The organism is Pantoea sp. PGP6 (assembly GCF_053474785.1).
The window spans coordinates 2,267,491-2,286,554 of sequence record NZ_JBQBMA010000001.1 but is presented as its reverse complement, the minus strand read 5'-3'; the positions used below and the strand labels follow the sequence as shown (position 1 = coordinate 2,286,554).

General features: G+C 57.9%; 17 protein-coding genes. 10 read left to right on the top strand and 7 right to left on the bottom strand.

From position 1 onward, the window contains the following. Nucleotides 1-487 precede the first annotated feature (487 nt). Complete coding sequence (locus ACLIBF_RS11020; RefSeq protein WP_279809867.1) at nucleotides 488-1,129, top strand: DapH/DapD/GlmU-related protein; 642 nt, start codon at nucleotides 488-490, stop codon at nucleotides 1,127-1,129. 33 nt (nucleotides 1,130-1,162) lie between these two features. On the opposite strand, the gene ACLIBF_RS11015 is transcribed toward ACLIBF_RS11020, so the two are convergent. Together ACLIBF_RS11015 and ACLIBF_RS11010 are read right to left on the bottom strand one after the other, a co-directional pair. Beyond that, nucleotides 1,163-2,488: an MFS transporter gene (locus ACLIBF_RS11015; RefSeq protein WP_031377395.1), complete on the bottom strand. Its 1,326-nt coding sequence runs from the start codon at nucleotides 2,486-2,488 to the stop codon at nucleotides 1,163-1,165. 207 nt (nucleotides 2,489-2,695) lie between these two features. Further along, the gene (locus tag ACLIBF_RS11010; protein WP_031377396.1) at nucleotides 2,696-3,676 is read right to left on the bottom strand and encodes a GT-D fold domain-containing glycosyltransferase; all 981 of its coding nucleotides are present in this window, start codon (nucleotides 3,674-3,676) and stop codon (nucleotides 2,696-2,698) included. A gap of 689 nt (nucleotides 3,677-4,365) precedes the next feature. On the opposite strand from ACLIBF_RS11010, the gene ACLIBF_RS11005 reads away from it, so the two are divergent. The 7 genes from ACLIBF_RS11005 to ACLIBF_RS10975 all read left to right on the top strand — a co-directional run bounded on the left by ACLIBF_RS11005 (nucleotide 4,366) and on the right by ACLIBF_RS10975 (nucleotide 13,364). Continuing rightward, nucleotides 4,366-6,723 carry a membrane-bound PQQ-dependent dehydrogenase, glucose/quinate/shikimate family gene (locus tag ACLIBF_RS11005; RefSeq protein ID WP_448309754.1) on the top strand — a complete coding sequence of 786 codons (2,358 nt, stop codon included), beginning with the start codon at nucleotides 4,366-4,368 and terminating at the stop codon, nucleotides 6,721-6,723. A 314-nt stretch (nucleotides 6,724-7,037) separates the two neighbouring features. After that, nucleotides 7,038-8,018 carry a TIM barrel protein gene (locus ACLIBF_RS11000; protein WP_046288320.1) on the top strand — a complete coding sequence of 327 codons (981 nt, stop codon included), beginning with the start codon at nucleotides 7,038-7,040 and terminating at the stop codon, nucleotides 8,016-8,018. Between the two features lie 62 nt (nucleotides 8,019-8,080). Next, entirely contained in the window at nucleotides 8,081-9,121 is a 1,041-nt protein-coding gene (locus ACLIBF_RS10995) for a sugar ABC transporter substrate-binding protein (RefSeq protein WP_069728299.1), read from the top strand. Between the two features lie 16 nt (nucleotides 9,122-9,137). Beyond that, complete coding sequence (locus tag ACLIBF_RS10990) at nucleotides 9,138-10,628, top strand: sugar ABC transporter ATP-binding protein (protein ID WP_069728300.1); 1,491 nt, start codon at nucleotides 9,138-9,140, stop codon at nucleotides 10,626-10,628. 44 nt (nucleotides 10,629-10,672) lie between these two features. Continuing rightward, on the top strand, nucleotides 10,673-11,644 hold the full coding sequence (locus ACLIBF_RS10985) for an ABC transporter permease (RefSeq protein ID WP_046288319.1): 972 nt from the start codon (nucleotides 10,673-10,675) through the stop codon (nucleotides 11,642-11,644). After that, a complete protein-coding gene (locus tag ACLIBF_RS10980) occupies nucleotides 11,644-12,501 on the top strand; it encodes a MurR/RpiR family transcriptional regulator (protein ID WP_031376910.1) in 858 nt (285 codons plus the stop codon). The genes ACLIBF_RS10985 and ACLIBF_RS10980 overlap by 1 nt, the downstream gene beginning before the upstream one ends. A gap of 2 nt (nucleotides 12,502-12,503) precedes the next feature. Continuing rightward, nucleotides 12,504-13,364 (top strand): PfkB family carbohydrate kinase, encoded by an 861-nt coding sequence (locus ACLIBF_RS10975; protein ID WP_279809863.1) that lies wholly within the window; start codon nucleotides 12,504-12,506, stop codon nucleotides 13,362-13,364. Between the two features lie 40 nt (nucleotides 13,365-13,404). Here the strand turns inward: ACLIBF_RS10975 and ACLIBF_RS10970 are convergent, their stop codons facing one another. Then, on the bottom strand, nucleotides 13,405-14,436 hold the full coding sequence (locus tag ACLIBF_RS10970; RefSeq protein WP_279809862.1) for an NADP-dependent oxidoreductase: 1,032 nt from the start codon (nucleotides 14,434-14,436) through the stop codon (nucleotides 13,405-13,407). 249 nt (nucleotides 14,437-14,685) lie between these two features. Here ACLIBF_RS10970 and ACLIBF_RS10965 point away from each other — a divergent pair, with 249 nt between their 5' ends. Continuing rightward, nucleotides 14,686-15,498, top strand: coding sequence for an AraC family transcriptional regulator (locus tag ACLIBF_RS10965; RefSeq protein ID WP_279809861.1), 813 nt, complete (start codon nucleotides 14,686-14,688; stop codon nucleotides 15,496-15,498). Here the strand turns inward: ACLIBF_RS10965 and ACLIBF_RS10960 are convergent. Both ACLIBF_RS10960 and ACLIBF_RS10955 read right to left on the bottom strand, forming a co-directional pair. After that, nucleotides 15,474-16,112 carry a LysE family translocator gene (locus ACLIBF_RS10960; protein WP_279809860.1) on the bottom strand — a complete coding sequence of 213 codons (639 nt, stop codon included), beginning with the start codon at nucleotides 16,110-16,112 and terminating at the stop codon, nucleotides 15,474-15,476. The two genes, ACLIBF_RS10965 and ACLIBF_RS10960, sit on opposite strands and share 25 nt — an antisense overlap. Nucleotides 16,113-16,238: 126 nt before the next feature. Beyond that, on the bottom strand, nucleotides 16,239-16,772 hold the full coding sequence (locus tag ACLIBF_RS10955) for a GNAT family N-acetyltransferase (RefSeq protein WP_279809859.1): 534 nt from the start codon (nucleotides 16,770-16,772) through the stop codon (nucleotides 16,239-16,241). A 95-nt stretch (nucleotides 16,773-16,867) separates the two neighbouring features. Between ACLIBF_RS10955 and ACLIBF_RS10950 the strand changes: the two genes are divergently transcribed. Beyond that, nucleotides 16,868-17,260 (top strand): VOC family protein, encoded by a 393-nt coding sequence (locus ACLIBF_RS10950; protein WP_279809858.1) that lies wholly within the window; start codon nucleotides 16,868-16,870, stop codon nucleotides 17,258-17,260. On the opposite strand, the gene ACLIBF_RS10945 is transcribed toward ACLIBF_RS10950, so the two are convergent. Beyond that, nucleotides 17,261-17,635, bottom strand: a complete 375-nt coding sequence (locus tag ACLIBF_RS10945) for a DUF4440 domain-containing protein (protein WP_031376904.1) — start codon at nucleotides 17,633-17,635, stop codon at nucleotides 17,261-17,263. It abuts the gene before it with no gap. Beyond that, nucleotides 17,632-19,008, bottom strand: a complete 1,377-nt coding sequence (locus ACLIBF_RS10940; RefSeq protein ID WP_279809857.1) for an MFS transporter — start codon at nucleotides 19,006-19,008, stop codon at nucleotides 17,632-17,634. Before ACLIBF_RS10940 ends, ACLIBF_RS10945 begins: the two co-directional genes overlap by 4 nt. Nucleotides 19,009-19,064: the final 56 nt, after the last annotated feature.

Below are 19,064 nucleotides of genomic sequence, written 5' to 3'. Positions count from 1 at the left end.
AAAATGTGCGGCTAAGGATTTCAAGTTTCGCCAAAATACTGTATGTTTATACATGTGTTGGGTGTTGAGCGAAGCCTCATTGTCGACTGGCCGCTCCCAGGGGCACGGTTTCCAAAATCCCGGCAGGCATCAGGTGGTGCTGGCCTGTGGCTTTAACCATGAGTGCCGCTCAGCCCTCTCCACAAAGATGTGCTTAGGCGCCCGGCGGGTAGAGTCAAAGCCTCGGTTGCCGAACAGCGCGCTCCTGTTAAAGGAGAAGGAAAGTGATGGAACTGACTAAGCTGATTCTGGATCTCATCCGGGTCATCTTGCAGATCATCGTTGCCCTTATGCAACTGACCGGTCACGCAGGTTAACCGGAACTTGAATCAAGGCGGAGCTAACCACTCCGCCTTTTTTCGCTGTCAATTGCCTGTCATGCTGGCCGGGTAGAGTGGCGCGACAGCGTGACGCCAGCCTGGCGTTACCTTTCGCGATTGGGAGTGTTATGTCAGTTGCCACCCTTATACCCGCCAGACTCCAGCACACCCGGATTGATGAGAGTGTGCGCCTGCGTGAAACCCGCATCGGCCAGCAGTGTGAAATTCTGGCCCACAGCACGCTGGAATATTGCGAGCTGGGGGACTTCTCATACGTCGGAGAACATTGCAGCATCGCCGATAGCCAGATTGGCCGCTTCTGCGCCATCGCTAATCAGGTGCGCATCGGCGCGCCCAATCATCCGATGGATCGCGCTTCTCAGCATCGCTTCACCTACTGCCCGGAGTATTACCACCCTGACGCCCAGCGCGATGGCGGTTTCTTTGCCGCGCGGCGTGCCGATCGGGTGACCATCGGTCACGATGTCTGGATTGGCCACGGGGTTATCGTGCTGCCCGGTGTCACCATTGGCGATGGGGCGGTACTGGCGGCAGGTGCGGTGGTGACCAAGGATGTGGCGGCTTACAGCGTGGTCGGCGGCGTACCGGCCAGGCCGCTGCGGCTGCGGTTTACCCCGGCGATTGCCGCCCGGCTGCAGCGTATTGCCTGGTGGAACTGGCCACTGGAGAAACTGCTGGCTAACCTGGCGGATTTTCAGCAGGGCGATATTGAACTGTTCTGCGATCGTCACGATTTGCGGAGCGCATAACGATCGCCCCGGCGCGAACCGGGGCGACGACGATCACGCCACCGACGTCTCCGCCACCTCAGACGACGCGGTATCAGCGACCAGCGGTTTTTCCGGTTGCAGCAGAGTCATCGCCAGCATACTGCCAAACGCAATCAGCGCGGTGACGGTAAACATCGCGTTGTAGCCGTAATATTCCGCCAGCCAGCCGCATAACATCGGCGAGATAATCGCGGCCAGATTGGCAATCGCCAGCGTCATGCCGCTGTAGGTGCCGACCGAAGCTTTCGGGGTGACGTCAATCACCACTGACCAGTAGACGTTATTCACCAGCGCGTTGAGCGCATTACCCAGCGTCATCAGGGCAATAATCCCGGCGGCTGATGACACGTAAGGGATCGCCATAAAGCAACAGGCGGTGCCGCACAGCGTGACCGCGGCGAACAGGTTGCGCGCCAGCCGCAGGTTATTGAAACGGGCCAGCAGGGTATCGGCGATGCGCCCGCCCAGCAGCACGGTCAGGCAGGCACCACTCCACGGGATCATCGCCACGTACCACAGCGAATGCAGGTCGTAATGGAAATTATCCTGCAGGTATTTTGGCATCCACGTCACCAGGGTAAAGGTGATGTAGAGGAAGGAGAAGTAGCCCAGCGCGTTGCATACCAGAGTGCGGCTGGTGAAGAAGCGCCACCACGGCAGCGCCACGCCATCGGCCGCACGCTGACGCTGGCCGTCAAGGATCAGCTTGCGTTCTGCGGCGCTGGTGGCGGGACTGCTCTCCGGACCGTCACTGAAGGTGCGGGCAAACAGCGCCATCGCCAGCAGCGAAAACACGCCCAGCAGAATAAACATCATCCGCCAGTCACCGGTCAGCAGCAGCAGCCCGACCGCAATTGGCGCGGTCAGCAACGCGCCAACCTGGGTCGAGAGCAGGCCAATGCCGAGCGCAAAGCCGCGTTCGTTATCCGGTGCCCAGTGCGCAATCGCCTTGTTCATCAGCGCGTAAGCGGGACCTTCCGAGAAGCCAAACAGGATGCGCAGGGCGGCAAAGCCCATAATGGCGGAACCGCCAAACAGCGCCATACCCAGCTCACCGGCCCAGGCGGTAGCGATTTCCAGCAGCGACCAGAGTACGCCCGCCAGTAACCAGACCTTTTTGGTGCCGATACGATCGGCAAGAAAGCCGCCGCACAGTGAACCAAACAGATAGCCGAAGCCAAAGTAGCCCAGCACAGCACCCAGCTGAACTTTACTGAAGTGGTACTCGGTGGCAATCGCGTTGGCGGCAAACGACAGCGCGCCGCGGTCGATGTAGTTGATCAGGGCGATCAGGAACAACAGTGAAAATATGGTGTAACGGTAACGGCTGGCCTTCATCTCACTTCTCCTGAATGGGGTTAACAGGATCGATGAAGCAAAATGAGTGCCGGAAACGCGGACAGGGCTGAAAAGGCGGAGGGAGCCGCGGGAGCAGGCGCTGCGGCCCGCCTGACTGGCGAGCCGTGATGAAGAATTACCCGGCTAATTATTCGCCTGCGCATCAATCCGGTGCAGCGAATGCCTGATAACAGGGAGCGCTCTGGCTCAGGCCGCGTTGTGCTGCGCCCGACTGGCGTGAGGCAGCGGCATTTGCGGCGGCTCGGCCAGTTCGCCGACATGTTGCAGTACCTGTAGCTGATAACCGGCATCGGCCACCGCACTCTGTTCGCTCAACAGCACGCCAGCTTCATTAACGTTTTTGCCCGCCACTTTAATTTTATCGGTGGCACTGGCCAGCATCCATTCATATTCAATATCAACGTGACCACTATCAATACAGCGAATGCCCTGCTGGCTGAGATCGTAAGCCAGTACCGTTGCGGTTGGACCGAGTGAAATTAAGACCAGATCAAAATCAGCCGCGTGGGATAAAACGGCGGCATACAGGCGGTCATAAATTGAAAAGGCGTTACGGTTTAACGTGGTGATCCGTTTAACCTCACGCGCGCCCGCCAGTAAATCATTGCCTAATCCCAGCCGCGTTCCGCTGCCCTCGACAATTAATACCCGCCGGTCTTTATACAGCAGTTTAAATTTATCAAAAATGGTACGGGATAACTGCTTGGTTTTATAATCGTGATAAGGTCGGGTTACCGAGGTATTACCGTACTGGTACTGCTTATTCAGCAGAGAGTGATAATATTTAAAATAAAACGACTTGTGAAAGAACCAGAACAGGGCCGATCCATTGCGCATATTTCGCGTAGTGCGAAAGGCGTCCGGGAGGCAGAGCAGGCAGTGCGGATTGGCCTGCGGGCCCTGCTGTAATAGCGCCTTAAGCCTGGCCGAGAGGCGCGGATCAAAGGGCTGAAAACCGATGTTCTTATAATAGGTCATCTCCAGCTCACCATCGCCGTAGCGGGCCAGCGATAACTGCGGATCGCTTAATAGCCGATCAATAGTCTCTTCTATCGACATGACTGAATAAGATTTAACTCTGGCCTGGGCGGCCGGATAGCGAAGCGCTGCATTGATAAATTTAAAGGGAAAACGAATCTTACGATAAATCGCATTTACTGCCGACATGATTAGCCTGCCTGTTTTATTTTGCCGGCGATAAATGAGCTGCGCCCGCATTAACGGAATTAAAGCTGTGCCTGATCTATATCACATCGCCTAAAAGTTGCCAGGATGAGGAATATCTTAAAGCTATTTAGCGCGATGAGTTAACAGCATTGTTAATATTTAATCAGGTTTATCGGGTGCGGGATAAACAAACGTTTTAAACAGAAAAATGGCGTTCAATTAAAGGAGCGCGGGTCGGGCAGAGTTAACCTGTTGTTCAGAGGCTATATTTCAGGCCGTGTTAGCTAAATATGAAAATAAGCGCTGCTTATTCTGTGGCTGGGTTAAGACTTATTGCAGTCAGCCCCGTGATTTCTGATTACGATATTTTGTCAGTTGAAAAAGGCTTAAGCGACTTTGCCGCGCCGCATTGCTGAAGCGTAACTTGTCTATTAAATCCACAGCTTTGAACAAAAGGTGCGATTCATTCAGCCGATTGGTTAATTTTTTGTGATGAATGTCGCGGTTTTACCGCTTCGGAAAGTAAAAAAACCGGCGATTAGGCTATTGAGGGGAGGGATATTAATAAGTCCGACTAATGTCTTACCTTTCGACATGTTTTTACATATTTCTTACGTTAGTTAAAATCCCGTTGATTTTATGTTTTCTAATTTGATTTTCTACCGCCGCTAATGACCCGAGGATGGATCATGATTAACAAAATTACCAGTGTAATCATGGCGATATTTGCTATCGCCCTGATTTACATGGGAGGACAACTCCTGCTGGTGGGAGGCAGTGCATTCTATGCGCTAATCGGCGTGGGCGTTCTGCTCAGCGCTATCCTGCTGTTTATGAACAAGCGCAGCGCGCTGACGCTCTATGCGCTGCTGATGTGGATCACCCTGTTCTGGATTATCTGGGAAGTGGGCTTCGATAAGTGGCAGTGGATCCCGCGCGGCGACCTGTTTGGCGTGCTGGGCGTCTGGCTGGCACTGCCGTGGGTGGTCCGTTCGCTCTATCAGGGACAGCGTCGTTTCCATCCGTTTTTGGGTGGTACGGTTATCCTGATGGTGCTGCTGGTGATCGGTCTGTGCTTCTACGATCCGGTTCCGCAGCACCGCACTATCAGCAACGCACGCACGCCATCAGCCACTGACGGTGCTGCCGATGAGTGGAGCGCCTACGGCGGGACCACTGACGGCCAGCGCTTCTCGGCGCTGAATCAGATCACTAAAGACAACGTGAAAGATCTGGAAGTCGCGTGGACCTATCATACCGGCGATCTGCGTCAGGGTGATGATGCCACCGAGTACACTTTTGAAGCGACGCCGCTGAAAGCCAACGGCATGCTTTACTTCTGTACTCCGCATAACGAAGTCCACGCGCTCGACCCGGAAACCGGTGCGGTGAAGTGGAAGACTGCGCCGGATAAAAACCGCTCTTATCTGCAGCAGCACCAGACCTGTCGCGGCGTCAGCTACTTCGACGCGGGCCAGTCAGCGCAGCCGCAGAGCAGCGCACAGCCGGCCCTGTGCCGCAAGCGTATCTTCAACGCCACCACCGATGCCCGCCTGATTGCGCTGGATGCCGATACCGGTAAAGCCTGCGCCGACTTCGGTGATAACGGTGTGGTGAACCTGCGCGCTAACATGGGCGATGTACGTCCTCATGCGCTGATGCAGACCGCTGCGCCACTGGTTGCTGGCAATCTGGTGATTGTCGGTGGCTCCGTGATGGATAACGGTTTCAACACCGGTAACCCGTCTGGCGTGATCCGTGCTTACGATGCGATCACCGGTCGTCTGGTGTGGAACTTCGATCCGGCCAATCCGGAGAAGACCGCGCCGGTAGAAGCCGCCGCCACCTATCCGCAGGATACCCCGGTTGCCTGGGCGACCCTGAGCGCTGACCTGAAAAATGGCCTGGTGTACGTGCCGTTTGGCAACGCCTCGCCGGATGAAGTTGGCATTGAGCGTGACCCAAACAGCAATACCGAGAAGTTCCGCGATGCGCTGGTGGCACTGGATCTGAAAACCGGTGCCTTCAAATGGCGTTATCAGAGTTCAAACCACGATCTGTGGGACCGTGACAATCCGTCACAGCCTTCGCTGATTGATATCGACTATCAGGGCAAGTCACAACCGGCGGTAATCCTGCCGACCAAAACCGGCAACCTGTTTGTGCTGAACCGTCTGACCGGCGAACCGGTGTATCCGGTGGAGCAGGTTAAGGTCTCAACTGACGGCATCAAAGGCGAGCAGTATGCCGCCACTCAGCCGGTTTCCAGCCTTAACTTCATTCCACAGCCGCTGACTGAAAAGTCGATGTGGGGCATCACGCCGTTTGACCAGATGAGCTGCCGGGCCGATTTCCGTGAGCTGCGTTACGACGGTAATCCGTGGACGCCGCCAACTGAGAAAGGCTCGCTGATCTTCCCGGGCAACATCGGGGTGTTCAACTGGGGCTCGGTGGCCGTTGACCCGCAGCGTCAAATGCTGATTGCTGCGCCAGTCCGTCTGGCCTACAAATACAATCTGATCAAGCGCACGCCGGAAACCGAAACCCAGCGTACCTTCACCAAAGATGGTGCGCCGTACTGGAATGAAAACTTCCACGGCGACTATGCGATTCACATCCAGCAGCTGGCCTCTGGCCTCGGCATTCCGTGCATCGCGCCACCGTGGGGACGTATGGTCGGTGTCGATCTGAAAACCGGCAAAACCGAATGGCTGCGTCGGGTTGGTAACACCAAAAACCTGAAAACCAGCTTCCTGCCGGGCCGTTTCCCAATCGGCTTCCCGATGGGGATGGTGGCACACGGTGGTCCGTTACTGACCGCTGGCGATCTGGTGTTCCACGGTGCGACGGCGGATAACTTCTTCCGTGCCTATGACAGCACCACCGGCGAGCTGCTGTGGCAGACCGAACTGAGCGCTGGCGCGCAGGCCACGCCATCCACCTTTATGGGTAAAGATGGTAAGCAGTACGTGGTCATTGCAGCCGGCGGACACGGTTCGCTCGGCACCACGGCGGGCGACAGCGTCGTCGCTTTCCGCCTGAAGTAACCTGACAGGCTGAGCGCCGCTGGCTGGCGCTCAGCTTTTTTCCTTCCTGATCCCGCACCGTTTTTTTCATCTTCATCCCGTCAGCCCCTTTCCAGATGTAAGCCCTTGTTGTGGCTGTTTTTTCCGCTACCTGTTCCGGCGCGTTATCTAATCACCCTGTGAAACTATTTCGTGATGGCTCTCTCAGTTCAGAGATTCAGCACCGCTGTGACGCTTGCGCAGCCGGGCACAGAGAGTAGATTAATGCATAACTTCACAAATAACCGTGAATATGGAAAGTACATCACAAGTCGCTATCTGAAGGATTGATCCCCATGTCCGAACTGAAATTCGCCACCCGTCTTAACTCCTTCGCCTCGGGCGCTCATCTCTACTGGCCCGATTTACCGGGCAAGCCGTCGGTGCTGCAGATGATTGCCCGTGCGGGTAAGGTGAAGGGCTTAACCCATCTCGATCTCAATTACCCACAGCACCTCACCAGTGACATCCCGACGCTGCGTCAGGCGATTGCCGACGCCGGTCTGGCCGTTAACGGCATGCAGATGCGCTGGGATGCGCCGCAGTTCAAAATCGGCGCCTTTACCCATCCGGATGCGAAGATACGCCGTGAAGCGATTGAGCTGACCAAGCGCGGCATTGATACCGGCCGGGAGTTTGGCTCACGGCTGATGACGCTGTGGATGGGGCAGGATGGTTTCGATTACTGCTTCCAGGCGGATTACAAGAAGATCTGGGAAGACGCGGTCAGCGCGGTACGTGAAGTGGCGGAATATGCGCCGGACGTTGACGTCAGCATTGAATACAAACCCAACGAGCCTCGGGCGTACAGCATTTTCCCTAACGCCACCACCTGCCTGCTGGCGGTGGAAGAGGCGGGCTGCCCGAACCTTGGCATTACGCTCGATTTCGCCCACGTGCTGTTTGCCAATGAGATCCCGGCTTACGCTGCGGCAATGGTGGCACGCCGTTCCCGCCTGCTGGGGCTCGACCTGAACGACGGCTGGGGCAAACGCGATGACGGACTGATGGTGGGTTCGGTCAATCCACGCGCCACGCTGGAATTTCTCTGGCAGATGCAGCGTGACGGATACAGCGGAGCCTACTACTTCGATACCTTCCCGGATGCCAGCGGCCTTGACCCGATTCGTGAAGCGGAAAGCAATATCGCCACCGTCACCCGCTTACTGAGATTGTGTCAGCAGCTGGATGATAACGCGGCATTACAGGCGGCAATCGATCGCCAGGATGCAGTCGCGTCACAGCAGATCGTCAATGACATCATGCTGGCGCGCTAACGGCTTCAGCGCCGATAAAACAAAAAACCTCTACCCAACACCCGAGAAGAAAAGGCCATTGTATGAAGAAACTCCTGCTCGCCGTCATCGCTTCCTCACTGCTGTGCAGCACCGTCTATGCGGCGGAACTGGCTCCGCTGCAGTCCGACACTGAACCGGATCGCACTGACTGGACCCAGCTTGATACCAAATATGGCGCTCTGCCCAAAGCGGACAAATCGCTGAAAATTGGTGGGGTATCGAAAACCCTGACCAATGAATACTGGCGCTCGCTCGGCCAGGGTTATCAGAACGTGGCGAAAAAATATGGCTTCACCGTTGCCTATCAGGCGGCAGCCAATGAAGACGATCAGCTCGGCCAGCTGTCGATCGCCGAGACCCTGATCTCGCAGGGTTTTAACGGCCTGCTGGTCTCGCCGCAGACCGACATCAACCTCGAACCGGCACTGGAGACCGCCAACAGCAAACATATCCCGGTGGTTAACGTTAACGATGCGGTGATGCCCAATGCGCAGTATTACGTGGGTAACGTGCAGAAAGACAACGGCGTGCGGGTAGCCAAATGGTTTATTGAGCATCATCCGCAGGGCGGCAAAGTGGCGGTGATTGAAGGGCAGCCGGGCGTCTACGCCGCCGGACAGCGTACCCGTGGTTTCAAAGAGACGTTGCAGGCCAACGGCAAATTCACCCTTGCCGCCAGCGTACCGGCCAACTGGAGTCGCGAGCAGGCGTTTAACGCCGCCTCGACCATTCTGCAACAGCACCCGGATCTGATCGGGTTCTACGCCAACAACGACACCATGGCGCTTGGCGTGGTGGAAGCGGTACGGGCGCAGAACAAAGCGGCGCAGGTAGCGATTTTTGGTACCGACGGTATCTCTGACGCCTACGCCTCGATCAAGCGCGGCGAACTGACCGGCACGGTGGACAGTTTCCCGGTGCTGACCGGCGAAGTGGCGATGGATGTGATGATTCGCCTGATCAACGGCCAGAAACTTTCACGGGTGATTTCAACTCCGCAGGCGCTGATCACTAAAGAGAACGTCGAGGCCTTTTCGACCAAAGACAACACCCGGTTACGTCAGCTGCTGACTCAGCAGTAAGCCAGGCGGAGCGCCCATGGAACAGAATCGTTTAATGATGCGTGGCATCAGTAAAACCTACGGCAACGCCGCCGCACTGCAGAACGTTGATTTTTCAGTGCGGCCCGGCGAAGTGCATGCCCTGATTGGTGAGAACGGGGCCGGCAAATCAACGCTGCTCAACATTCTCTCCGGCGTGCGGGCGGCGGACAGTGGCGAAATCAGCGTCAACGGGCAGGCGGTGCAGATGAAGAATCCGCTCAGCGCCCGCCACGCCGGTATCGCGATGATTCATCAGGAGCTGCAGCACGTTCCGGAACTTTCGGTGGCGCAGAATATGTTTCTCGGTCGTCCGCTGACCCGAGCCGGCGGCTGCTGGGTGGATAAAAGCGCCCAGCTGGCACGAGCGACGCTGATCCTGAAAACGCTGGACCCGAGCATCGATCCCAGCACGCCGATTAAGAATCTCAAGGTGTCGCAGCAGCAGATCGTTGAAATTGCCCGCGCGCTGCTCGATGACGCCAAAATCATCGCCATGGATGAGCCGACCTCCAGCCTGACGCCGACCGAGTTTGACCGGCTGGCCGAGCTGATTGCCGACCTCAAGTCGACCGGCGTCTCCCTGATCTACGTGTCACACAAGATGAATGAGATTTTCCGGGTCTGCGATCGGGCCACCATCATGCGTGATGGCAGGCAGGTTGGGGTGGTCAATATCTGTGATGAGGATGAAGAGAGCATCGTTGCCAAAATGGTCGGGCGTAAGATCGACAAGCTCGATCACCAGGCGTTCGTCAGCGACCGCGAAGTGCTGCGGGTGGAGAACCTCGGACGCGGCAATCAGGTCGTGGCGGCGAACTTCAGCGTGCGGGCCGGTGAAGTACTGGGCATTGCCGGGCTGGTCGGCGCTGGCCGTACTGAGCTGCTGAAGCTGATTGCCGGCATCGACAAACGCACCAGTGGTACGGTGAGCGTGAACGGCAATCCGGTAAAGAACCATAACGTGCGTGCCGCCATCAAAGCCGGCATCGGTCTGGTGCCGGAAGACCGCAAAAAAGAGGGCATCATTAAAGAGCGGGCGGTGAAGATGAATATGGCGCTGCCCTCGATGCACCATTTCACCGTCGGCGGCTTGCTCAGCCAGGCGCGGCTGAACCGCAAAGCGCAGACGGTGATGGGCGATCTGAAACTGCGACCGCTGGATATCGGGAAAAGCATCGGCACGCTGAGCGGCGGTAATCAGCAAAAAGTGATTATTGGTCGCTGGGTGGCGGCGGATGCCAGCGTGTTTTTATTTGATGAACCGACCCGCGGTATTGATATCGGTGCCAAGTCCGAAATTTACCATTTAATTGAAAAACTGGCTCAGGCGGGCAAAGCCATTGTGGTGGTCTCGTCTGAAATGACCGAAATCATGCGGATCGCCGACCGGGTGCTGGTGATGCGTGAAGGGCGGATTACCCAGGAATTAACCGGCAGCGCGATCACCGAAGAGAATATTGCCCGCTTTGCCATTAAACAGATTTAACCGACTGCCTGACCTCTTATCGGACCCTATTGAAGGTTATAACTATGATGACTCAGACGACTCCCCAGGCGGGTGTGCGCATGCCCGCACTGCTGAAATTTAATCTGCGTGACGCCGGTACCTTAATTGGATTATTAATTATCGTGGTGACATTTTCATTTCTGTCGCCGGTATTTTTTACCCTGCCTAACCTGCTGAATATTTTGCAGCAGTCCTCGATTAACGCCTTAATCGCGCTGGGGATGACGCTGGTGATTATCTCCGGCGGTATCGACCTCTCGGTCGGTCCGACCGCGGCGCTGTCGGCGGTGCTGGGCGCGACCCTGATGGTGGCGGGAGTGCCGGTGCCGCTGGCGATCCTCGCTACGCTGGGCGTCGGGGCGCTGTGTGGCCTGTTCAGCGGCACGCTGATTGCCTATGCCGGTCTGCAACCCTTTATCGTCACGCTTGGCGGACTGTCGCTGTTCCGGGCCATCGCGCTGATTTACACCGGCGGCAATCCGATCTTCGGGATTCCACTGTCGTTTCGCAGCGTGGTTAACAGCACCCTGTTCGGGGTTCCGATGCCGATTGTGGTGGTGGCGGTGATTGCGCTGCTGCTGTGGACGGTGATGAACAAAACTCCGCTGGGCGAATACATTCTGGCCATCGGTGGCAACGAAGAGGCGGCGCGGGTCGCCGGGGTACCGGTGAAGCGCACCAAAGTCACGGTCTATATCTTCTCTGGTCTGCTGGCCTCACTGGCTTCGCTGATCCTGATTGGCCGACTGGGCGCGGCGGAGCCCACCATCGGTAACCTGTGGGAGCTGGATGCTATCGCGGCGGCGGCGATTGGCGGTGCCTCGCTAATGGGCGGTAAAGGCAGCGTGTTTGGTACCCTGATTGGCGTGATTATCCTCGGCGTGTTACGTAATGGCTTGACCTTACTGAACATTCAGGCCTTTTATCAATTGCTCGCTACCGGCCTTATTATTATCATAGCGATGTTGATTGACCGGGCGACCCGAGGCAAGTAATGAAGCAAGATCCGCGAGCCATTGGTGCTCAGATTCGTATGCGTTTGCCCCAGCTGACGCCGCTAGAACGCCGTGTTGCTGAAGCGATTATCGCCAGAACTGATATTACCGAGCAGTCGTCATTAAAAGAGATTGCCGGTGAGAATAATGTCTCTGAGGCGATGATCGTTAAGATCACTAAAAAGCTTAACTTCACCGGCTTCCGGCATTTCAGAAGCAGCCTGATTTATTACAATCAGTCTGAGGTGGCGGGACTGCATGCGGAAATTGAGCCGGATGACTCGTCGGAACAATTGCTGGCAAAAGTATTCAGAACCTCTATTCAGGCAATCGAAGAAACGCTGTCGATTCTGGATGTCTCTGAATTTAATCGCGCGGCAGACATTATCTTTAAAGCGCGTCATATCGATCTGTATGCGGTGGGAGGATCGGCGGCGGTTGCGCGCGATCTCTCACACAAGATGCTTAAGATAGGCATTAAGTCGACCGCCTATGATGACGCCCACATTATGCTGATGTCCGCCGCGGTGTTATCTGATGACGATGTGGTTATCGCCATCAGTCATTCGGGTGCCACGCGTGCCGTGAACGATCCGGTGAAACTGGCGGGACGGAATGGCGCGAAGGTGATCGCCATTACCAATTATGCCGAATCACCGATTGCCCGCAGCGCGCACGTGGTCCTCAATTCAACGTCTCAGGGATCGCATCTGTTAGGTGAAAACGCCGCGTCACGCATCGCCCAGCTGAATATTCTGGATGCGCTGTTTGTCGCTATCGCGAAAAAAGATTTAAAGCGGGCGGAGAAAAACCTGATGAAAACCCAGCATGCGGTTCAGGATCTGCGGGAATTCTAGCTATGAGCAAAATTGCAGTCACCGGCAGTCTTCATTACGACATTATGCTGGACGCGCCACATCGTCCGGAGAAAGGCGAAACGGTGATGGGCAGCGCCTGTCACTATAAGTTTGGCGGCAAGGGCGGGAATCAGGCGGTAGCGGCAGCCCGCGCTGGCGCAGCGGTGCGCTTTGCCGGAGCGGTAGGCAGCGATCCGCAGGGCCGCTTTCTGCTTGAGCAGCTGCTTCAGGCGGGCGTGGATTGCGCCGCGGTTACCACCCTCGATCATCTGCCGTCGGGCATGAGCGTGGCGATTACCGATGCCGAAGGTGACTATGGCGCGGTGGTGGTCTCTAACGCCAATCAGCACATTGCGCTGTCGGCGTTTGACCAGCCGGGCTTCTGGCAGGATGTGACGATGCTGGTGCTGCAAAATGAAGTGCCGGAATCGGTCAATCTGCGGGCGGCGCAGGCGGCCCGATCGCGTGGCATTGCGGTGTGCGTCAATGCTGCGCCGGCCAGAACGCTGTCGGCGGAGTTTGAACGCTGTATCGATCTGCTGGTGGTGAATGCGATTGAAGCGCGCGATATGTGTCAGATCGGCGTGCAGGATCTGGCTTCTGCGCGGGCCGCAGCCGAGGCGCTGGGCAGACGTTTTGCGCGGGTGGTGGTCACCGCTGGTGAACATGGCGTGGCGTATAGCGAGGCGGGCCACAGCGCGAGTCTGGCGGCGCAGAAAGTGACGCTGGTCAGCACGCATGGCGCGGGCGATTGCTTTGTCGGGGTGTTGTGTCAGCGCTTAAGCGACGGGGCAACGCTGTCGGCGGCGGTTCATGAGGCGAACCAGGCGGCGGCAGAGCACGTTTCGCGACTGCCGCACTGATTAGCCAGCGTGCAACGTCAGTGACGCTGCACGCTTTACCTTACGACGCGACTTTTACCACCGTTTTACCGAAGTTTTTGCCGTTCAGCATATCGATAAACGCCTGTGGCGCCTTCTCCAGTCCCTCAATCAGATGCTCGCGATAGTGGATTTTTTTGCTTTCCACCAGCGGACGCATCGCCTCAAGGAATTCCGGATAACGATCGCCGTAATCCTGGAAGATGATAAAGCCCTGCATGCGGATCCGGCGTTTAAGAATGCCCGCCATGATCAGCGAAGTGCGGTCCGGGCCGGGCGGCAGCTCACGCTGGCTGTAGGCAGAGACCAGACCACAGACCGGCACGCGCGCCGCCGTATTCAGCAGCGGGAACACCGCATCGAACACTTTGCCACCCACGTTCTCAAAGTAGATATCAATGCCGTCCGGACAGGCATTTTTCAGCTGCTGTTCAAAATCGGCGCTGTGGTGATCGAGACAGGCGTCAAAGCCCAGCGTTTCCACGGCGTAACGGCACTTCTCTTCGCCACCGGCAACCCCAACTACCCGGCAGCCATGCTGTTTGCCTAACTGGCCAACCGTCGCCCCGACCGGTCCGGTCGCCGCTGCGACGACCAGGGTTTCACCGGCTTTCGGCTGACCGATATCCATCAGGCCCATGTAGGCGGTGAAGCCTGGCATCCCGAGAATGCCCAGCGCCCATGACGGGTGCGGCAGATCGTTGCCCAGCTTCGCAATCTCTTTGCCATTCGAGACCGCATATTCCTGCCAGCCGCTTTGTGCCAGTACCCAGTCACCGGTCTGGAAATCACTGTTTTTTGATTCGGCAACCTGACAAACGGTCCCGCCAACCATCGGCTGATCCAGCTCGGCCGGCGCGGCGTAGGATTTACCGTCATCCATGCGGCCACGCATGTAAGGGTCGAGCGACAGGTAAACGGTGCGCAGCAGCACTTCACCGTCTTTCAGCTGCGGGATTGGCTGCGTCACATAGCGGAAATTCTCTTTGGTCGGCTCGCCGTGGGGGCGAGAAGCCAGTAACCAGGCGTGATTCTGATTCGCGTGTTCAGTCATGCTGTCATCCTTTTATGGCTGGGCAATGCGCGTTGCATTGCCGGGTGAACGTCGACCAAGTGTAGATGATATCTGACGGGCTGCGTTTAGCGCTGTGGGCGGTAAGGGCGCTGGCTTCGGCAGCAGAATGCCCGCTGATGCTTGCCCGGCGCGGCGCGAACGGCGGCGGACCGATTGCATTAGCGACGGCAAAATGGTGTGATGAATCATCGTGACAGAGACAGCCGCTGGCAAAAAAGGGACGGCAGAATGGCGCTACATTCCTCAGCGTGGTTCAGTTTTAACGGCATTGAATGCTCGCAGGTCAGCGCCCGCGACGCGGTTTTTCCACGTCATCTGCATGATGAGTATGTGATCAGCGCCAACCTGACCGGCGTTGAACAGATCTGGCTGGCAGGCAAAACCGCCGAGGTGAAGGCCGGGCAGGTCACCGTATACAATCCGGCCACGCTGCAGGCCTCGCGCTTTGATCGCCACGGAGTGAGCTTCATCAGTGTGCATCTGCCACAGTCGCTGCTTCAGAGCCTTGCCCGCGCGCACAACCTCAACAGTCACCAGCAGGCTCCGGCGTTACGTGAAGGGGTGCTGGATGAACCGCGTCTGTTTAACGCCTTATGTGCCTTCGCCGGGGCGAGCCGGGAAGATGACCTGGCGGATCAGCAACAGCGGCTGCTGTCGCTGTGTGGTGAACTGCTGCAACCCGAACAGCCCGCTGATCCGGCGGAGCATCGGCTGGTGGCCGCGGTCAAAGCGCAACTGAATGCGGTGCTTGATAGCAAACCTTCGCTCGACCATCTGGCCCGCCAGGCGGGTGTGAGCAAGTATCACCTGGTACGCTGCTTTAGCCGCCATACCGGTCTGCCGCCGTTGCAATATCATATGCAGCTACGTCTGCACCGGGCCCGTCAGCTGCTGCGTAACCGGGTCCATCCGCTGGAGGCGGCGCTGGCGCTGGGCTTTTACGATCAGAGCCATTTCATCAATGCCTTCCGGAAAGTGATGGGCGTGACGCCGCACGACTACGCCCGGCACACCGCTTACGGCAGCATAAATTCCCGATAGCCAGAGACGATCACGTAGACAGCGAAATAGCTGAAGATGATGGCCGAGGCGATGGCGCAATATTTCAGTAAGCGCTGACCCAGTGCCCGGCCGCCCAGATGCCCGACCAGGCACAACGCGCAGGTCCAGAGTAGGCCAGCGATGAAGAAGCCGCCGAGAAAAGCGGATGAGGTGGCCGCGCTCTGCTGACCGATGCGGGAAATCAGCGCACCGCCAACGGTGGCGAACCACAGAATTGCACTCGGCGAGGAGAGCGCCAGCAGCACGCCACGGGAAAATTCACGCTTCAGCGGACGCGGCGGCGCGGCTGTCTCCAGACCGACCGGCGCAGCGGGACGTGCGGCGGCAATCGCCATTTTGACCGCGAACCACAGCAGCATAACGCTGCCGCCAATCCACAACACCCAGCGTACCGCACTGAACTGCAACAGCACCGCCATGCCGGAGAGCGCCAGCAGCGCGTACACCAGATCGCCGACGCAGGTCCCGATGCCCAGCCAGAAACCCTGGAAATAGCCGCGCTGCATCGCCAGGGTAATCATCGCGATGTTCGCGATACCGATATCGAGGCACAGCGACAGGCTCAGCAGAAAGCCATTAGAAAACGGCATCATGCGGCACCGCCCGGCAGGGTGAATAGGGTGAGGAGTAAGGCTGGCATCAGGCTTCCTGTTAGCAGTAAAAAGGAAACCCGATTTCATCACCGGCGGGCGAGAGGCATATTGGAAAAAATTGCGGATTCACTCCGGCCGGGCCAGCCACGCTGCGCGCGACAGCGCATAAAGCTGGCTCGGTGCAGCATCGGCGACGTCCTGAATCTCACTGATATAGCGCAGTCCGACTTTCTCCAGCACTTTAATCGACGCCTGATGGTGTTTTCTGACCCGCGCTTCAATGGTACTTAACGCCAGCGCCGTAAAGCCATAACCGACGGTGAAGCAGGCGAATTCCGTGGCGTATCCCTGGCCCCAGGCGGCGGTTTCAAAGCGGTATCCGAGATTATTCATCCGCCGTTCATCCTGCAGGTGCACGCTCAGGCCGCCAAAACCAATCGGCTTATCGGGATGCGCCTGACGGGCAATCGCCCAGCGGCCGAAGCCGTCATCCTGCCAGCCCTGTAGCCATGCCTGTAGTACGTCATGGGCCTGCTGGCGATCGCGCAACGGACCGGCCGGATTAAAGGTGTTGGTGGCCGGATCGCCATAGATTCGCCACAGGTCGGCTTCATCTTCTGGCCGGACCGGCCGTAGCAGTAAACGTTCAGTGTGCAGCATGTTATCAGCCTCGGCGGGATGCGGTTGCGCACCCGGCGTAACGGGGAGATCAGGATGCTGTGATAAATAACAGTAAACCCGAAGGAGAGAAAGCGATGAATATTCAACAACTGCGTATCGCGCGGCCGGTGGCCGATCTGAACCGAAGCAGCAGGATGTATTGTCACGGCCTGGCGCTCAGCCCGATTGGCGCGTTTGATCAGCATCAGGGATTCAGCGGCGTGATGCTGGGTCGGGTCGATTTAAACTGGCATCTGGAATTTACCCGCTGTGATGCGCATCCGCTGACGCCGCAGGTTTCCGACGACGACCTGCTGGTGCTCTATATTCCGGCCCGAGAACAGTGGCTGACCCACTGTCAGCGGATGGATCAGGCGGGATTCCAGCGGCGGCCGGCCTTTAATCCGTACTGGGATCGGCAGGGAGTAACCTTCCTGGATGCCGATGGCTATCGGGTGGTGTTGCAGCACGCCGCCTGGCAACCCTGACTACTCTGGCTGGCGCGTCTCGTGCAGGTGCCGCCACAGCAGCCGCTCACCCTGGAGCGTAAACAGCACGCTGGACCAGCGGACAATGGGCGTCTGGCCCGGCTGGTGGTGATGCTCACGGTATAACACCACCGCGCCCTGCGGCCATTCCGCCAGTAAGGTCAGCCGATCGAGCGTAATCTGCAAGCCTGGCCGGGCGCCGCGCTGGCTGCTGAACATCGCGCTCAGCGCGGCGTAATCAATGGCGGTGCCGCCGAGGGTAATCATAGAGAATTCAGCATCAAAACGGCTCAGCAACGCGTCGCCGCTGCCTTCACTCAGCCAGGCTTCAATCGCCTGATGCGCGTCGATGACTTCACGAAAATAACGGTTCATACAGACTCCTTGTGGGGGGATAAACGCCGGACGATGGCACGGTTATCAAGGCCAAAGCTGGCCAGAATTGGCAACAGGCTGATCAGCGCGGCGCTGTAAAAGGTCAGCTGGTAAGCCAGAGATAACGCCAGATGGGCGGAGAGCAAATTAAGCAACAGGCTCAGCAGCGCCACGCCAAAGCAAAAGCTCAGCTGGCGGTTAACCGTCCACAGGGCGCTGGCGTGCGGCAGCGCGTCGTCGTCGGTCTCAAGAAATGCGCTGCTCTGAGCGGTGCTGCTGCACAGGCTGCCGCCAGCCCCCATCAGGGCAAAGGCCAGCATCAGTCCGGGCAGCGGAACCGGGGCGGTGACCTGCGCCAGTACGCCTATTCCCAGTGCCTGAAGCAGACAGCCGGTGACGATCAGCGGGCGCGGGCCGATGTGATTGAATCGTTTACCGGTCAGCACGATCGCCAGTCCCGACGCCAGTGACCACGGTAGCATCAGCATGCCGCACGCCACCGGCGTCAACCCGAGCTGCGCCTGCAGATAGAACATGGCGATCAGGCTGATACCGATAAACATGCCCGGAACGCACTGATAGACCGTCATGGCGAAGCGCATCAGCTGACCGGGATGCATCGGCAGCAGCGGATGGGCATGGCGACGGCTACTGCGGATAAACAGGGCAGCCAGCAGCCCGCCGGTCAGCAGCAGCGCCACTGCCTGCGGCCGTCGGGCCGGCTCGCTGATCCAGGTTAATCCCAGTAACAGTGCGGCCAGCGCGCCACAGCCGCTGAGCAGGCCAGTCACATGCAGCGGCGGCCGGATGGCGGGCAGTGGCTCGCGTTTGATCCAGCAGGCGGCCAGTAACAGCGTCAGCAGTGAGACGGGCAGGCTGACCATGAAGATGCCGCGCCAGCTAAGCGTTGTCACCAGCAGGCCGCCCAGCGAGGGTGATAACGCCGGCGCTAACAGGCCGACCAGCATCACCGCCGCTGACAGTCTGGCGCGTTGCTGTGGCGGATAGAGACGCCAGGTCAGCGCCTGGCCGACCGGGATAATCAGGCCGCCGCCGATGCCCTGAACGACCCGCCAGCCGATCAATGCCGCCAGGCTGGGTGCCAGTCCTGCGCCAGCGGTTGCTACGCTGAACAACAGTAAGGAGATCAGAAATACCCGTCGCGCGCCGATACGCTGGCTTAACCAGGCGCTAACAGGGATGACTAAGGTCAGGCCAAGAATATAGCCGTTGCTCACCCAGGCCAGCTCTGCCACCGAGGCATGCAGGCTGTGACCGATAGTCGGATAGGCGACGCTGCCGATAAACAGGGTGATCAGGTCGATAAAAAAGCCGAGCAGGAATACCGTGGCGACTTTACTGCGATAGGTCATAAGTGGGCTCTCCGGAACGATGAGCACACTTTAGGCGCGGCAGAATGTCAGATAAA

Coding starts and splice junctions, on each gene's coding strand:
- ACLIBF_RS11005 (WP_448309754.1), top strand. CDS start 4,366: ATGATTAACAAAATTACCAGTGTAATCATGGCGATATTTGCTATCGCC.
- ACLIBF_RS11015 (WP_031377395.1), bottom strand. CDS start 2,488: ATGAAGGCCAGCCGTTACCGTTACACCATATTTTCACTGTTGTTCCTG.
- ACLIBF_RS11010 (WP_031377396.1), bottom strand. CDS start 3,676: ATGTCGGCAGTAAATGCGATTTATCGTAAGATTCGTTTTCCCTTTAAA.
- ACLIBF_RS10955 (WP_279809859.1), bottom strand. CDS start 16,772: ATGCTGCACACTGAACGTTTACTGCTACGGCCGGTCCGGCCAGAAGAT.
- ACLIBF_RS10975 (WP_279809863.1), top strand. CDS start 12,504: ATGAGCAAAATTGCAGTCACCGGCAGTCTTCATTACGACATTATGCTG.
- ACLIBF_RS11020 (WP_279809867.1), top strand. CDS start 488: ATGTCAGTTGCCACCCTTATACCCGCCAGACTCCAGCACACCCGGATT.
- ACLIBF_RS10995 (WP_069728299.1), top strand. CDS start 8,081: ATGAAGAAACTCCTGCTCGCCGTCATCGCTTCCTCACTGCTGTGCAGC.
- ACLIBF_RS11000 (WP_046288320.1), top strand. CDS start 7,038: ATGTCCGAACTGAAATTCGCCACCCGTCTTAACTCCTTCGCCTCGGGC.
- ACLIBF_RS10950 (WP_279809858.1), top strand. CDS start 16,868: ATGAATATTCAACAACTGCGTATCGCGCGGCCGGTGGCCGATCTGAAC.
- ACLIBF_RS10940 (WP_279809857.1), bottom strand. CDS start 19,008: ATGACCTATCGCAGTAAAGTCGCCACGGTATTCCTGCTCGGCTTTTTT.
- ACLIBF_RS10980 (WP_031376910.1), top strand. CDS start 11,644: ATGAAGCAAGATCCGCGAGCCATTGGTGCTCAGATTCGTATGCGTTTG.
- ACLIBF_RS10965 (WP_279809861.1), top strand. CDS start 14,686: ATGGCGCTACATTCCTCAGCGTGGTTCAGTTTTAACGGCATTGAATGC.
- ACLIBF_RS10945 (WP_031376904.1), bottom strand. CDS start 17,635: ATGAACCGTTATTTTCGTGAAGTCATCGACGCGCATCAGGCGATTGAA.
- ACLIBF_RS10960 (WP_279809860.1), bottom strand. CDS start 16,112: ATGATGCCGTTTTCTAATGGCTTTCTGCTGAGCCTGTCGCTGTGCCTC.
- ACLIBF_RS10985 (WP_046288319.1), top strand. CDS start 10,673: ATGATGACTCAGACGACTCCCCAGGCGGGTGTGCGCATGCCCGCACTG.
- ACLIBF_RS10970 (WP_279809862.1), bottom strand. CDS start 14,436: ATGACTGAACACGCGAATCAGAATCACGCCTGGTTACTGGCTTCTCGC.
- ACLIBF_RS10990 (WP_069728300.1), top strand. CDS start 9,138: ATGGAACAGAATCGTTTAATGATGCGTGGCATCAGTAAAACCTACGGC.